General features: G+C 50.2%; 11 protein-coding genes. 5 read left to right on the top strand and 6 right to left on the bottom strand.

Translation table 11 applies throughout. The features are described from left to right. Nucleotides 1-108 precede the first annotated feature (108 nt). The 3 genes from EXU85_RS28500 to EXU85_RS28490 form a co-directional block, all read right to left on the bottom strand. Nucleotides 109-2,988 (bottom strand): gliding motility-associated C-terminal domain-containing protein, encoded by a 2,880-nt coding sequence (locus EXU85_RS28500; RefSeq protein ID WP_142775341.1) that lies wholly within the window; start codon nt 2,986-2,988, stop codon nt 109-111. Between the two features lie 77 nt (nt 2,989-3,065). Then, nucleotides 3,066-4,046: a glycosyltransferase family 2 protein gene (locus EXU85_RS28495; protein ID WP_142775340.1), complete on the bottom strand. Its 981-nt coding sequence runs from the start codon at nt 4,044-4,046 to the stop codon at nt 3,066-3,068. A gap of 117 nt (nt 4,047-4,163) precedes the next feature. Further along, nucleotides 4,164-5,669 carry a circularly permuted type 2 ATP-grasp protein gene (locus EXU85_RS28490; protein ID WP_142775339.1) on the bottom strand — a complete coding sequence of 502 codons (1,506 nt, stop codon included), beginning with the start codon at nt 5,667-5,669 and terminating at the stop codon, nt 4,164-4,166. Between the two features lie 428 nt (nt 5,670-6,097). Between EXU85_RS28490 and EXU85_RS28485 the strand changes: the two genes are divergently transcribed. Both EXU85_RS28485 and EXU85_RS28480 read left to right on the top strand, forming a co-directional pair. Beyond that, nucleotides 6,098-6,811: a PepSY-like domain-containing protein gene (locus EXU85_RS28485; protein ID WP_142775338.1), complete on the top strand. Its 714-nt coding sequence runs from the start codon at nt 6,098-6,100 to the stop codon at nt 6,809-6,811. 140 nt (nt 6,812-6,951) lie between these two features. Further along, nucleotides 6,952-7,530, top strand: coding sequence for an outer membrane beta-barrel protein (locus EXU85_RS28480; RefSeq protein ID WP_168207878.1), 579 nt, complete (start codon nt 6,952-6,954; stop codon nt 7,528-7,530). 96 nt (nt 7,531-7,626) lie between these two features. On the opposite strand, the gene EXU85_RS28475 is transcribed toward EXU85_RS28480, so the two are convergent. After that, entirely contained in the window at nt 7,627-8,613 is a 987-nt protein-coding gene (locus EXU85_RS28475) for an aldo/keto reductase (protein ID WP_142775336.1), read from the bottom strand. A 121-nt stretch (nt 8,614-8,734) separates the two neighbouring features. After that, a complete protein-coding gene (locus EXU85_RS28470) occupies nt 8,735-9,802 on the bottom strand; it encodes an Ldh family oxidoreductase (RefSeq protein ID WP_142775335.1) in 1,068 nt (355 codons plus the stop codon). Between the two features lie 377 nt (nt 9,803-10,179). Between EXU85_RS28470 and EXU85_RS28465 the strand changes: the two genes are divergently transcribed. From EXU85_RS28465 to EXU85_RS28455, 3 genes are all read left to right on the top strand, one after another. Further along, nucleotides 10,180-10,755, top strand: coding sequence for a hypothetical protein (locus tag EXU85_RS28465; protein WP_142775334.1), 576 nt, complete (start codon nt 10,180-10,182; stop codon nt 10,753-10,755). Nucleotides 10,756-10,845: 90 nt separating this feature from the next. Then, on the top strand, nt 10,846-12,858 hold the full coding sequence (locus tag EXU85_RS28460) for a hypothetical protein (protein ID WP_142775333.1): 2,013 nt from the start codon (nt 10,846-10,848) through the stop codon (nt 12,856-12,858). Between the two features lie 30 nt (nt 12,859-12,888). After that, complete coding sequence (locus EXU85_RS28455) at nt 12,889-13,911, top strand: SPASM domain-containing protein (RefSeq protein ID WP_142775332.1); 1,023 nt, start codon at nt 12,889-12,891, stop codon at nt 13,909-13,911. A gap of 88 nt (nt 13,912-13,999) precedes the next feature. Here EXU85_RS28455 and EXU85_RS28450 read toward each other — a convergent pair whose 3' ends face one another. Further along, complete coding sequence (locus EXU85_RS28450; RefSeq protein ID WP_142775331.1) at nt 14,000-14,845, bottom strand: polysaccharide deacetylase family protein; 846 nt, start codon at nt 14,843-14,845, stop codon at nt 14,000-14,002. Between the last annotated feature and the right edge of the window lie 38 nt (nt 14,846-14,883).

The raw sequence follows: 14,883 nt of genomic DNA, 5'->3' as shown, positions 1-14,883 counted from the left end.
TTGATAGGTGTTAATGGCAAATTAGTAACTAAGTGGAGTGGGTGGAATGCATGCAGTCGGTTTCTCTGTCCCTATTGCACCCACTCCACCCACTCCACTTAGTTACCTCTATCTGGCCGATACGCCTTCCCGCAGGATCTGAACCCATCCCTTGATGATCTGGGGGAGAGCGTTCTTGTCCAGCAGGGCAAAACGCACACTGGCCTGGTAATAATACAAGCCCGTGGGTAGGTCCACCCCATCACTGCTCCTGCCATCCCAGGCCAGAGTCGCTCCACTCGTCTCGTACAGCTTGGCACCCCACCGGTTGTAAACCACAAAACTAACACTGGAGACGAACCGCGGACAGTGCAACGGCGCAAACACATCATTCTTGCCATCCCCATTGGGGGTGAACACATTGGGCAACACAAAACTGGGGCACGCATCCACACACACCTGGTTGGAAGGGCTGCTCTCCAAGCCCCGCTTGCTGACCGCCGTCACATAGTAACAACCCGCTACGGTCGACAAGCCACTGTGATCATACTTCATGGTGGGGGCATCCACACTACTGAGCACGCCCAGCGTGTCGGTGCGGTAGCGGCCATAATAGATCTTGTAGCTGGCAATGTTGGGATCGCAGGTGGGACCCGAGCCGGGTGTCCAAGTCAGCTTGTTGGTGAAGCTGGTCTGATCACAGAGGCTTTCGGTACTCAGACTGGCACAGTTCAAGGAGTCGACACTCAGGTTGGGCGGACAGGGGCGGGTGGTGTCGCCGGGCTGGGCACAGAGGATCTGGCTGTAGTTTTGCAGGATGCCCAGTCGGCTCAGTTGGGTATCGGTGTACTGGCCCCGGGTCATCACCCGGTAGCAGTAGGAAGAGTCGGCTGAGAGCACCCGGCTGGTGTTGCCATCAACCACATAGGTGTCCGAGCCATCATCGGTGAAGGTGTAGGTGGGAGTGCTCACCCGTACTTCCCGGATTTTGTTGAAGGGTCCATTGGGACCCGACCGGGACCGGTAGATGTCGTGGGTCTGGTTATCGTTAGACCAGGGGGTGTTGGCCTGCCAGGAGAGAACGATCTGTCGGTTGGCTGGGGCAGCAGCTAGTCGAACGGAGGAGGCCGCATCGGTCACATCGAGCCGGGTCAGGGTGCCGTTGTTGGTGTAGTAGAACTCCAGCCGGTAGCGATAGGCACTGTTCGCCGTGTTGAGGGTTGAGGTGGGTGTTCCTCGATCAACGTAAATGGTATCGGGGGCTGTCGGCAGCAGGGTGGTGTTGATGGTCGCGATGGGCACGAAGTTGGTGCCGTTCAGATCGGTGGCTCGCTGGAGTCGGTACTGGTAGGGACCGGATAGGTCGGCGGGGTTGAGGCCCAGGGGACGAGTCCATCGGACGGTGATCTGGCCGGTGGCGCTGGTCGAATCGACGGTGACCTGGGTGATGACGGGTGCCAGCAGGGGTAGTTCCAGACAGGCTTTGTTGGAAGCCAGGCTCACTCCTCCATTGAAGCCCCCATTGACATCGGGGTAGACGGCCACCAGCCGGTAGGCGTAGGAGACGCCCCGTTTGAGGGTGGTCGTGTCGGTGTAGGTGGTGGCGGTGCTGGGCACGGTGGCGATCTTGGTGTAGCCTGCGGGCACGCCTGTCTCACAGGGCCCCAGGGGCTTGTCCTCACAGCCTTCTTTTCGGTAGATGGTGATGGTGGTGCCCGCCGTTCCGCAGGCGTAGGCATCCCAGGTGAGCTGGATGGCCCGGCCGTTGGCCGTGGCGGTGGGCCGTGCGGTGAGGTTCTTGATGGCAGGTCCCACCAGTTGGATGCGGAAGGTCTGGAAGGAAACCAGCGAGGGGGTGGGTTTGTTGGGCACATCATTGACCTTGAAGGTCACATCGTAGGGGGCGTCGCGGAGCTGGTTGCAGTTGGTTTGCCAGGAGAAGGTGGCCGTGGCGGGCTGGGGCTGGGGTATGCCCCCGTTGATGAGTCGGGCGTAGGCGGGCTGGATCAGCTCGCCCGGTGCCAGGGCGAGTCCATCCTGGCCGACGTTGAAAACGCCCCCGAAACCGGTGATGATGACGCGTTGCCCATCGGGGTCGGTGGCCGTGACGGGTTGGGTGATGAGGGTGCCTGCCTCGACGCATAGGTCGGGGATGGGGGCAATGAGGGGTCGTTTGTTGGGGCTATCGGTGACGATGATCTGCATATCGCGGGTGATCTCCCCGATGAGCACGCCGTTGCGCCATTCTTCAATGATGAAGGCAAAGTTGTACTGTCCTATCTGGCCCGGAGCATCCCAGCAGAGTTCGCCGGTGATGGGATTGATGGTAAAGGTGGGGGTGCCCCCCGCTTCACTGGCGGTACTAAATCGAGTTGGGGTCTGATAGACAGGGATATCTCGTCCAGAGCAACCGCTGGTTGTTAGGGACGTTTTGGGAACACTGAGTCGGTAGGCAAGGCTATCGCCATCGGCATCGAAGGCGGCTGGGTTGTGGCAGAACTTCTGGCCCACGCGTCCTGAGTCCAGGGGTGGGTTGAGCATGACGGGGGTGGAGTTGGTCAGCAGGGCTGCATTGATCAAAATCGTTGTCGATACGAAAAAGGCAATATTCTGTGACTCACCCGGTGGAGGTAAATTGATTGTTCCCTGATTTCGGTTTTGAACGGTAACACCAATGGTATACACGCCCGGCCCCGGATAGGTATGCGTTGTGGTATAAACGTCAATGGATGAGGTGTTACCATTGATCGCCTTTCGAATGCTTCGCTTGACTTCGGCTGTGGATCCATCACCAAAACAAATCGTGTATGACTCCGCCTGGTTAGATGCTGCTCTACCCCCTAGCTCATCGAAATAAGCGGTAAAAGTAATCTGGTAAGTAAGTGAGGTTTGAGAAATCCGTTTGGTGGTAATCTCCCCAGCCCGCACGTGTGTGGCCTGACTACTGGTGGGACACAGCACCGCGCCCAAAAAAAGGCCCATCAGTCCAATAGTGTAAACAAACCGCATAAAATTATCCCGTTTTCAACTACAACGATTTCAGTACCAAAAAGTGTATCCCTTTTAGTGTTTCCTCTGGCGAGCTGTCAGACTTTATAAAATCCAGGTTTATTAAGCAGCGTTTTCCAGAAAAATCGCAGAAAGATACCCACCTGTTTCGTAAATGCCCACTGGTTGCCCAGATCTGCCCAGGGCCGCCGACGATCGCGAAGATTAACGGCTATTTTCCAGATGAATACAACGGGAATCATCAGGATATAATGCAGCATGAGTACCAGATAAGCACCAATCCCATACTGCTTTCGGACCCATAGTAACTGCGATACCTGAACCTGCGATTTGAAGCGGTTAATATGCGTGACAATATGTTGCTGATTGTCTTCACTACTGCCATATTCCAGATGCACAAATTTCTGATCCCGTAGTAACAGTAGTCGGCCCTGCTTCCCAAGTCGATACCCCCATTCTACATCTTCCCCGTACATAAAAAAACTCTCGTCCAGCATGCCCGCTTTAGCAATGACAGCAGGACGAGTCATCAGAAAAGCACCTGAGAGCCACTCGACCTGGTTAGGGTCTGCATAGTGTGGATCAGGCATTAGCCGATTCAGAAATCGTTCAGAAGCTTCGCCACCGGGCAAAATGTAGAATGCCCGGCGCATTTGCCCAAAGGTTGTATAGAGGTTTGGGCGAATCTGACGGTTGGCCTGTAATTGTAGTGCACTAACGGCGGCAACATCAGGTTGCTTATCCAGTACCTGAACACAATGCCCCAAAACATCGTCGATCAGAAGTGTATCGGAATTGAGAAGGAGAATAAATCGACCCTGTGCCTGCCGGATACCCAGGTTATTCGCTCGTGCGAAGCCCGAATTGTATCCCATCTGAAACCAGCGTACTGTTGGGAAAGATGCCTGGATAATGGTCTGGCTGGTATCGTTTGACTGATTATCAATGACTAATACCTCAAAACTGATGGATTGGGTATAGGTATGAACCGAAGTCAGACAATCAAGAATCAGCTGAGGGGTTTTGTAATTGACAATTATGATACTTAGATCCGGCAAAGCAGGTTTTGAGTAGTTGGGGATGTAAAGGTAAGGAGTTATACGTTTGAAGTTTGTAGTTCGGGGTTTGACGTTGGTTCCCGAAGAACGTCAAACCCCGAACTACAAACTTCAAACTTAATACAGCACCCACGTATCCTTACCACCCCCGCCCTGCGAAGAGTTGACAACCAGCGACCCTTTGCGAAGCGCCACGCGTGTCAGGCCACCCGGAATGACATTGACGCCATCGCCATAGAGAATGTAGGGGCGCAGATCTACGTGACGGCCCTCGGCATGGTCACCCACTATGCACGGTACCCGGGAGAGCGAGATGGTTGGCTGAGCAATGTAGTTACGGGGATTTTCCTTTATTTTCTGGCGAAACAATTCATGTTCTTCGGGTGTGGCTTTTGGCCCGATGAGCATGCCGTATCCACCTGCTTCGTTCGCTTCTTTAACAACTAACTGCTCAATATTTTCCAGCACATATTTACAATCGTCTTCTTCCCGGCAAATGTAGGTCCGCACGTTTGGAATGATAGCTTCTTCGCCCAGATAATACTGGATAATACGGGGTACGTACGCATAAATCACTTTGTCGTCGGCAACACCTGTGCCAGGTGCATTAGCCAGCGCCACCCGCCCTTTTTTGTAAACTTCAAAAATGCCCGGTACCCCAATCATCGAGTCTGGGTTAAAGGCCTGAGGGTCCAGGAATGTATCGTCGATGCGTCGGTAAATCACGTCTACGATCTGAAACCCTTTGGTAGTACGCATTTTTACATACCCACCTGATACAACAAGATCACGGGCTTCAACCAGTTCAACACCCATTTGCTGGGCCAGATAGGAGTGCTCAAAATAAGCCGAGTTATAAATGCCGGGCGTCAGTACAACCACTGTCGGGTTAGGGCGATCGGCAATGAACTGAAGCATCTGGAGCAGACGCATTGGGTAATCAGATACGGGCCGAACACCTGTTTGAGTGAGTACTTCGGGAAAAGTCTGTTTGATCAACTCGCGGTTTTCAAGCATGTAAGATACTCCCGATGGGCAACGGAGGTTATCTTCAAGTACCATCATTGTCCCATCGTCACCCCGAATCAGATCGGTACCCGTAATATGGCACCAGATGCCTTTAGGTGGGCGTACACCCAGACAGGCCGGCAGAAATGATTTACTGGACTCGATCAGATCGCGGGGTACAACGCCGTCGTTCAGGATCCGTTGCTCGTTGTATACATCATCCAGGAACATATTGATGGCCTTGATGCGCTGAATTAAACCCTCTTCCAGCCGGTTCCATTCGGCCGATTCAATTACACGGGGAATAATGTCAATTGGCATAATCCGCTCCGTGCCTTCGCCTTCCGAATACACATTGAACGTAATACCCATGCTCATCAACGCACGTTCGGCCGCGTGCTGCCGACCAATAAGGTCCTCACGGGTGAGTTGCTCAACACGCTGCTGAAAAGGGACGTACCCGGCCCGCACCTGCGTCTCGTTGGCAAACATCTCATCAAAAAAATCCTCAGTCTGATAATCTGTAAAGGAAAAATTGGCCGCAGATTGACCCTGCGATTGTGTCATACCATTGAGTGATTGTGACTGAGCCTGGCGGGTTTTTTGTTTTTTCATGGAACAATATATTTACAATTGGCAGAATGGCCAAATAGAATATGGAATACCGAATCGTTGTGCAAATAAAACGCTATAAAAGTAAAGATTTATAACGCATTGCCCCGCTTTTCACAAAAAAGCCTTTTAGTCCCAATGTAGCCAGAATTAGGCGGATGTCGGTTTTTACTATAAATGCTACTTGCTTGAGCTTACCTTTTTTTGGGTTGGGTTGTAGGCGAAAGGCCACTAACTACCTAGTCGATCCATATTGTTATTTCAGGCATATATGGCCCTATCTGCTCAATTTACTCGTTTTAGTATTCTTTTTTTTGATCATTGCAACGCTATGCATAGTCATCACGTAAGGAGAGATGTGCCAGAAAACGAAGCTGGTGCTCTCTTATTTTTTCGTTTTATTTTTTTAACAAAACCAACCGATGATACGTATGAAAACATTGCTTGTGTTCAGTTGTGTGGTGGCTTTGGTCGTGGGGTTGAATGCCTGCAACAAGACTGCCGTTGATCCCACGGATGATGCATCAGCCCGGACGAGTGGAGTTACCAGTAGTTCACTTACTGGACCGCATAACCTGACTGTAGTCGCTGTGTCGAGCTTGCCAGCTGCCGTTACCACCTACATTACAACGAACTATGCGGGGGCAACCATCAAAGATGCCCGGACAGATGCGGATGGCAATTTTCTGGTTGCCATTACGGTGAATAACTCGCTAAAACTATTGCTCTTCAAGGCAGATGGAACATTTGTGAAAGAGGCTGAGATGCGATTTGGTCACGCGCGTGGAGATTCAACGCATCATCATGCGCCCGGTGATTCTCTTCATCATGCACCCGGCGACTCGCTTCGTCACATGCATGGCGATTCGCTTCACCATCCCAAACCAGCCGTAGGTGATAGCACGCATCATGGTCGTCCGGGTGGTCCTGGTTCTACTCTGACAGAAGTGGCCGTATCCAGTCTGCCAGCGGCTATTACGGCCTACATCACAACCAACTATGCAGGCGCAACGATCAACAAAGCGGGGCAGGATAGCACAACCAGCGATTACGTTGTGTCGATTACTACGGCCGACAATAAGCGTGGCGTATTATTGTTCAGTTCTGACGGTACGTTCAAGAAAGCGCTGATTGGTAAGCGATAAGTAATTGATTTTCTGTTTATTGCGTAAAGGCCTGATCTCTGATCGGGCCTTTTTTGTTGAATTTTGGTGCGCTTGTACAAACAAAAAAGCAGTTGTATTGTCTTGCTATATGTTCATTACACTAAACATATATGCACGTTATGAAAGCAATCGTCTGTACAATCGCTCTGGTTATTGCAGGGTTTTCGAGCGCAATGGCTCAAACGGAGAAGGGTAATCGCCTGATGGGCGTTAATGTTGCCAATATAATTATTCCAACCTCAGGTAATACAAATAAAGCAACAATTATCAGCCTTCAGCCAACCTATGGCTGGTTTATCAGTAATGGACTGGTCGTTGGGGCTGGGATACCCTTTTATCATCTTGGGGCTGACAATAGCAAACTAACTCAGATCGGGATAGCTCCTTTCCTGCGGTATTATATTGGCCCCTCTCAGGTGAAACCGTTCCTTGGCGCATCTGTAGGTATTGTCAATACATCTGCATCAGTTAATGGTTCTGCCTCCTCAACAAGTACTGATCCCATTTATAGTGTAACGGGGGGAGTTGCTTTCTTTATGAACAGACACGTTAGCTTCGATATGGCATTGGCTTATACAGGGGGTGATATAGGCGCTATTAATAGCTATCTCGGCGGTACGACAAACGCGCTAACACCAAATATTCCTAAAGCCCTGAATTTTAGTTTAGGATTCCAGGTTTATTTTGGGCGGAATTAACCAGAACTTGTGGCGACCAGGCTAGCTTGTGTAGATTCTATTAATTCTGCACTCTTTACAGAATCAATAGAATCTACACAAGCTAAAATGTATAATTTACCACAGGTAATGCACTGGATTTTTGATGCGCTCGTCGTAGATGCGTTTTACGGCGGCCATCTGTTCTGGCGAAGGAGCCGGGCGTTCCATCGCTTGCAGATTTGATGTCAGGTGGGCTGGTTTTGACGCCCCCGGGATTATGCAGCTCACGGCATCGAAGGTAAGAATCCAGCGGAGCGCATCGGGTGCTAAATTACTATCATTCGAGAAAACGGCTTTTAGCTCATCGACGGCGGCTAAACCAGTGGCATAATCGACGCCTGAAAACGTTTCACCTTTATCGAAAGCCTCACCCTGCCTATTAAACGTACGATGGTCGCTGGCTGAAAAGTGAGTTTCCGGACTGAACGTACCGGTTAATAGCCCACTCGCCAGCGGTACCCGAACAATAATACCCACATCCCTACGGCTGGCTTCACTAAAAAACAGTTCGGCTGGCCGCTGCCGGAACATATTGAAAATGATCTGCACCGTGGTTACGTTCGGGAATTCGATGGCTTTCAGTCCTTCTTCTACTTTCTCAACGCTGACGCCCAGGTGCTGAATTTTCCCTTCGTCTTTTAGTCGATCAAATAGCTCAAAAATTTCCGGTCGATAATATACGTCCGTTGGGGGGCAATGTAGTTGAATCAGGTCGAGGGTTTCAAGCCCCATGTTTCGCAGGCTGTCGTCCACGAAGTTGCGGAGTGCCTTGGGCTGATACGCTTCGTTGGTATGCGGTTGCAGTCGACGGCCACATTTGGTAGCCACAAAAATTTGTTCGGAGCGCGAACGCACCAGCCGCCCAACGGCTTTCTCGCTTTCGCCATCGCCATACACATCGGCCGTGTCGATGAAATTAATCCCGGCATCAACGGCTTCGTTAAGAATACGGTCGGCATTGTCATGGCTGAAGGGATCGCCCCATTTGCCACCCACTTGCCAGGTGCCAAGGCTAATCTCGGAACTAGTAAAGCCTGTTTTGCCGAGTTTTCGGTAATTCATATGGATTTGGTTTTGAAAAATTAATGGTAGGTATAGCACGCAGATGACGCAGATTAGGCTGATTTATTATGATTTTTATCCGCGTAAATCATAATAAATCAGCCTAATCTGCGGGCCATTTTTACAATTTAACCCCAAAGCGTTCGCCTAACACCTCTAAGCTTTTTATCACGGGTTCTACTACTGGAATTCCATTGGCTAATCGTTCGGCTTCCATCATGCGCTCGGGATCACCGGGAATCAGTACCTGTTTGCCCTCAACGGCTTTTGCCTGCCGGAATCGTTGAATCCAGGTATCCATATGGGTTTTAAACTCGTCGGCAGGACGGAACGCATCAATCCGCATTGCCCCAAAAAAGTGCCCCGTTCCTACGCCCACGCCCTCATTGGCCTGCATGAAGCCTGCCGTGGCAAAGGGCGGAACCCAAGGGCCGTAGTTCGCGCCTGATAGCACGCCCGAAAAAATATCAACAATGGCTCCCAGCCCGTAGCCTTTGTGAGAACCATGTTCACGGTCGGTGCCGAGGGGTAAGAGGGCGCCCCCATTCCGAATCGCGTTGGCATCGTTAGTGGGTTGACCCTCTGAGTTTTGTGCCCAGCCCAGGGGAATGTCCTGCCCCTTACGCTGTAAAATCTCGAGTTTGCCATACGCAACTGCCGTCGATGCAAAATCGGCCAGAAAAGTGGGTTCTGTAGCTGCCGGTATGGCCACGGCAATCGGATTCGTACCCAGGAGTTTATCCAGCGAAAACGTAGGTGCTACAAGTGGAGCCGCATGTGTCATGGCCTGCCCAATCATGTCGTGCTCGGAAGCTAACAGGGCATGGTAACCGGCAATGCCGAAGTGATTGGAGTTACGTACCGCCACCCAGCCGGTTCCGGCAATTTTCGCTTTGTCAATAGCCACCTGCATAGCCCACGGACCTACAACAAGACCCAGTCCGCGGTCGCCGTCAACAACAGCTGTTGAGGGGGTCTCGTGTACAATTCGCATGTGCGGCTTAGGGTTGATGCGCTCAAGGTCGTAGAGCCGGACGTAGCCAGGCAGACGCGCTACACCATGCGAGTCAACACCCCGCAAGTCGGCGCTAACGAGTACATCGGCGGCTAAACGGGCATCGGTCTCAGAGCAGCCGATAGCTATAAAGATTTGTTCGGTAAACGTTCGGAGTTGTTCGGCAGTAATCATGGGCGCAAAGTTCTGTAAGCCGACTAATTATTTCATCGGTTTCCCCAAATAATTAAACGTTCCATTCCTGTATAGGAGCTATACCACCTCATTATTCTGTACGTATAACGATTTTTCGGATGATCACCGCCACTTGCGTGTGTACTGAATTTGCCTTTGCACAGGTGCGGCCGGGCGTTGGGTCACGATAAGCGCATCATTGCCAAACGTGAGCAAATTGAGGATGTGAACAGCCAGAAAACGATCGACAGTAATTAATGGAGTTAAGAGGAGAAGACTAGCCGGGTAAGCGAAGTGTCATCTTAACATTTTTTTAAGAAACAAATGAGGTAGTTTTGGCTTTATTACCCAACCACCTCATTTGTTTCTTACCCACTATGCTTTTTCGCTCCTGTCTGGTTCTGGCTTGTTTTTTTACTGGTTTAGTTGTGTATGCGCAGCCACAGGATACGCTTACGACCGAACAACTTCTGCAACGAAAGGGTACTGCGTATGCGGCATTGCTGCGCCCCTCACGCTACCTGGCTCTCGATGTAAACCACACTCTGGGCGGCTTCCGGCGGTATCGTTATTTTATTGGCGATGAACTTCACTTTAAGGCGCGGGGGGAAAAATACAATGAGCAATTGTATGATGTAACAGATAGCACCTTCAGTATCCTGATGGCCAACGAAGTGATGAACCGTGACGAACCTGTAACTTTCCGGTTCGATGAAATAAAAACGGTTATGCTTCACCGGCGGATTCCGTTCATAACAGCTGCTGGAACCCTCTTCCCAATTGCCGGAGGGGTATATTTACTGGCCGATGTGGTGAACAATCGAGGCTTTTACAGTAATACGCTGCCCGTAGTTGGTACATTAGTTCTTAGTGGTATTCTGTTTCACCTGATCAGTAATCCGCACATTCGTATCAATAAGAATCATCGGCTGAAAGTGCTGCGAACATACTAAGCTGAACCGCGCAAAACAGACTGCTCAGGTGTCAGAACGACACAAAATAACGGCATTTGGTTTTATAAAAAGTGCGTTTACATTTGCCCCATGGCGAACTCGATCAGCAACTTACAAGCCGACTGGAATCAACAGTACAGCCTGTACACAGACACCTATCAATCGGGGCGTTTGTCGTTCATTCCTAATTTGTTGCCCCAAACCGCTGTGCGTTTTTCGGTCTATCAAACGCTTGAAATTCTGCATAAGCGATTAGGTAACGATACGTTGCGCCGGGCCTTAAATCCGGCTGAAACCATTGATAGCCCTGCCAAAATTTATTCAGATGGCTCGTGGCTTAAACAGAGTAATATGGTTGGGGTAAACGTCCGGACCATAGGCTCGTTTTGGGCTATTATTAACTATGCGCTTACCTTACCAGCTAGTCACGACAGTATTCATCTGTTGCCTATTTGGGAGCCGGGCGTAGTTGGTAGCTTGTATGGCATGGTGAGCTGGCAAATCAACCCGGAGTTTTTTGATGTAGCGCTGGCCAGTTTCGTTCCCGCTCTGGATACCGTTGAAAAGCAGCTTAAAGTAGTTACGAACCTGCTTCACGCCATGGGCCGCACGGTGGGCATGGATGTAATTCCGCATACGGATCGGTTTTCGGAAATGGTGCTGGCTTGCCCTGCCTTGTTCGAATGGGTTCAGCGGGATGTGAAATCAGGCAAACCCGACGAACTGGCTGATTATTCCAGCTTTGTGTATCGGTATGTTGAAGAGGCTATCTGGCAGTTTCTGAAGTATCGTGGTGCCGCGGATGGGACACCATTAACGTTTGCCAAAGACGTTTTTTTCTCGACGGACATCGGCATACTGATAGATGATCAGCGTTTTCGTATTTTGTTTGGTAATCCACATGATTATGGTGGACGACTGAACCGGCGGATAGCTCTGATTCGGCACCTCACGGAACAGGGCTTTGAAACATTGCCGATGACGATGGCTCCCCCGTATCGTGGACTGCACATTGATAAAGACGATTATACGCTCGATGAATACGGGCAAATCTGGTATCAGTACGCGTTCGATAAGCCTCAGGCTATGTCGCGGGTGTTTGGCCCGTTAGCACGATACCGCTTTTACGAATCCAAAGACAATAACCAGAATTGGGAGCTTGATTTCGATCGGCCAAACCGACCGGCCTGGGACTACATTTGCCGTAAAGTGTATGATTGTCAACGCGCCTATAACTTCGATTTCATGCGGGGCGACATGGCTCATGTGCAAATGCGACCCGAGGGCGTGCCCGCCATGGTTGATGACTATTATGATCCACTTCGGGCAATCAAAAAATACGTACAGTCGAAGGAGGTTCCTTATTATGCATTTTTTGCTGAGACCTTTCTGGCTCCACCCGATACAATGGGTTATGGGAATGAACTCGATCATCTCGATGCCATAGAGGCCGATTCAACATTGGGGGATTTGCAGTCCATTGTGGTTGGATCAGCCGAGTTCAAGCGTCAGTTTTCGGATTATTACAGGTACCTGAAAACACGCCGGTTCGCCCCTAATTTTACCGTGATGACGGCGGATAAAGACGATCCCCGTTTCGATGAGTTCTATCGTACTGGTAATCTGTTTCGCTATTTCACAGCGCTGTTTCTAACGGATATGCCTAGTTATGTAGGGTTAGGTTTTGAGGTTCGGAATCTACACGAAGACCGTGGCGCTAATGAAGAATATACTAAACTGTACGTTTTCCGGATCGAGGACGATCGCCAGCCCGATAAAGTGACCCACGGTCCATTTGCCTGGGGGCAAAACGCCGATCAGTTTTCTGTCATCTTACGCATGCGGAAATTTGCCGAAAGCATCTGGCCTGAAATTGTGGGTAAAGAGACTCAATGGCTGGTTGCACCAGGTGAGGAAGATTACATTGCCTGGACGCATGATAGCCCAACAGGCTACGTTTTTGCCGCTGGTATGACAGCGAGTTTACCAAATATAATGACGAAACTGCCTAAGGGTGAGGTGGTTTTTGAGGAGGAAGGTTGCCGGGTTTACAAGCTGGAAAACCAGAAAAGTCAGGGAGTAGCGACCGATTCATTAAGCTAAAACTAGTCTATTGCGTGTTACCTTTACCTAATGAATCGCAACCTACTCGACGGCCTTAATTTTGCTTCTAAACTGACACCCAAACGGGTAGCTAATGCGCTTAAAGTGCTGTCGAGCTATTACGTTGCCAAACAGACGGGTAACCCCAGGCAGCGTGGATTACCCATGTCCATCTCGTTTGAGCCAACTACGAGTTGTAACCTGCGTTGCCCCGAATGCCCAAGTGGACTGCGGTCGTTTACCCGCCCAACGGGTATGCTGGGCGAAGAACTTTACAAACGCACTATTGACGAACTCCACGAAACCCTACTGTACCTGATCTTTTACTTTCAGGGCGAACCCTATTTGCATCCGCAGTTTCTGGATTTGGTGCGCTATGCTACCGAGCGCAATATTTATACAGCCACGAGCACCAATGCGCACTACCTCACAGATGCTAACGCCCGCAAAACGGTGGAGTCGGGATTGGATCGGTTAATCATTTCTATTGACGGCACCACGCAGGAAGTGTATCAGCAGTACAGGGTAGGAGGGAAGCTGGAAAAAGTGCTCGAAGGTACGAAGAACATCCTGCGCTGGAAAAAAGAACTGAAATCCCGGACGCCCCATGTCGTTTTTCAATTTCTGGTGGTGAAGCCCAATGAGCATCAGATTGCTGAAGTGAAAAAGCTTGCCCGAGAACTGGGCGTGGATGAAGTAGGACTCAAAACGGCTCAGATTTACGAATACGAACAGGGTTCCGACCTGATTCCAACCCTGGATCAGTATAGCCGATATGCTCCTCAAACTGACGGAACCTATAAAATCAAAAACGGTTTTGGCGATCACTGCTGGAAAATGTGGCACTCCTGCGTCATAACCTGGGATGGCCTTGTGGTGCCTTGCTGCTTCGACAAAGATGCTCACCACCGGCTCGGCGATTTACAAACCCAATCCTTCGCCGACCTTTGGCATGGCTCAGCTTACCAGGACTTCCGACAAACCCTGTTCCGGTCCCGCTCCGAAATTGAGATGTGCCGAAATTGCACCGAGGGAACGAAGGTGTGGGCGTGAATTAAAGAGCGAAAGCGTGAATGAGTGAAAGAGCGGAGCCATCCCATAGTATTCGCTCTTTCACTCATTCACGCTTTCGCTCTTTAACCTACCTCGCCAGGTCTTTATAGCTTATCAACTGAATGCCTTTGGTTTTAATGAGTGCTTTCACCTGGGGGTTTGTCCAGCAATCGGTTACACCCTGACGATCAATGGCGACCTGCTCGTAGCCAATATGATGGATAGCCCGAAGTTCTGGCGTATCGAGCCCAGGGTGGTCGACAAACAGATACGTTTTGCCTGCTTCCAGGCTTTCGAGCATCTTTATAAAGCTTTCTATTTTCTCCTGCGAGGTGGCATGCGCACCCACATAGCTTATGTTGGCTACTCCCAATTCATTGGGCATAATGTCGATTTTATATTCTTTCGCCAGTTTTTTGACTAACGTTTTTACATCGTCTCCCATACCTGTACAGCCCATGTGGCCCGAAATATGACTAATACGGGGTATCTTTTTTAAGGCCAGTTCGATCTGCGCCCGAAACTCCTTTTCGACATCGGCCAGTTGCCAGTTGTTTTCCACAACTGAACGTTTGGGATAGTTTTTATTCGGGTAAATCATGGGATAAAAATACCCGTCAGCATCTTTCAGGCTGGGGCAATCGGATACGGGTCTCCATTTGATATTATCCCATTCGCTGCTAAGCGTCAAATGAATACCCACGTCGACCGTTGGATTTTCGGTCAGTAGTTGAACGGCTTCCGGGAACCAGGGCGAAGGGACAAGCACTTCGATGGATGTTTCGATCCCTTCTTTATAGCATTTTACAAGTGCTTCATTGCCCCCGTGTGCATACCCCATGTCGTCACCACGGATAATGAGTCGGGGTGGTGCCGTTTGGGGAACGGCAGTACGGAGAATAAGAAGGAGTAAAAAATGAGTGAAATAATGCATGAAAATTGGGTTTACAGGGGTTCTTCTTATTTCTTGAT

The sequence above is a fragment of the Spirosoma sp. KCTC 42546 genome (assembly GCF_006965485.1).
Lineage (GTDB): Bacteria > Bacteroidota > Bacteroidia > Cytophagales > Spirosomataceae > Spirosoma.
The sequence above is the reverse complement of the archived record's forward strand: the minus strand, read 5'-3'. Positions and strand labels throughout refer to the sequence as shown.

Bases quoted from the DNA above. Each gene is read 5' to 3' on its own strand.
- EXU85_RS28500 (WP_142775341.1), bottom strand. From the start codon at position 2,988: ATGCGGTTTGTTTACACTATTGGACTGATGGGCCTTTTTTTGGGCGCG.
- EXU85_RS28490 (WP_142775339.1), bottom strand. From the start codon at position 5,669: ATGAAAAAACAAAAAACCCGCCAGGCTCAGTCACAATCACTCAATGGT.
- EXU85_RS28485 (WP_142775338.1), top strand. From the start codon at position 6,098: ATGAAAACATTGCTTGTGTTCAGTTGTGTGGTGGCTTTGGTCGTGGGG.
- EXU85_RS28480 (WP_168207878.1), top strand. From the start codon at position 6,952: ATGAAAGCAATCGTCTGTACAATCGCTCTGGTTATTGCAGGGTTTTCG.
- EXU85_RS28475 (WP_142775336.1), bottom strand. From the start codon at position 8,613: ATGAATTACCGAAAACTCGGCAAAACAGGCTTTACTAGTTCCGAGATT.
- EXU85_RS28470 (WP_142775335.1), bottom strand. From the start codon at position 9,802: ATGATTACTGCCGAACAACTCCGAACGTTTACCGAACAAATCTTTATA.
- EXU85_RS28465 (WP_142775334.1), top strand. From the start codon at position 10,180: ATGCTTTTTCGCTCCTGTCTGGTTCTGGCTTGTTTTTTTACTGGTTTA.
- EXU85_RS28460 (WP_142775333.1), top strand. From the start codon at position 10,846: ATGGCGAACTCGATCAGCAACTTACAAGCCGACTGGAATCAACAGTAC.
- EXU85_RS28455 (WP_142775332.1), top strand. From the start codon at position 12,889: ATGAATCGCAACCTACTCGACGGCCTTAATTTTGCTTCTAAACTGACA.
- EXU85_RS28450 (WP_142775331.1), bottom strand. From the start codon at position 14,845: ATGCATTATTTCACTCATTTTTTACTCCTTCTTATTCTCCGTACTGCC.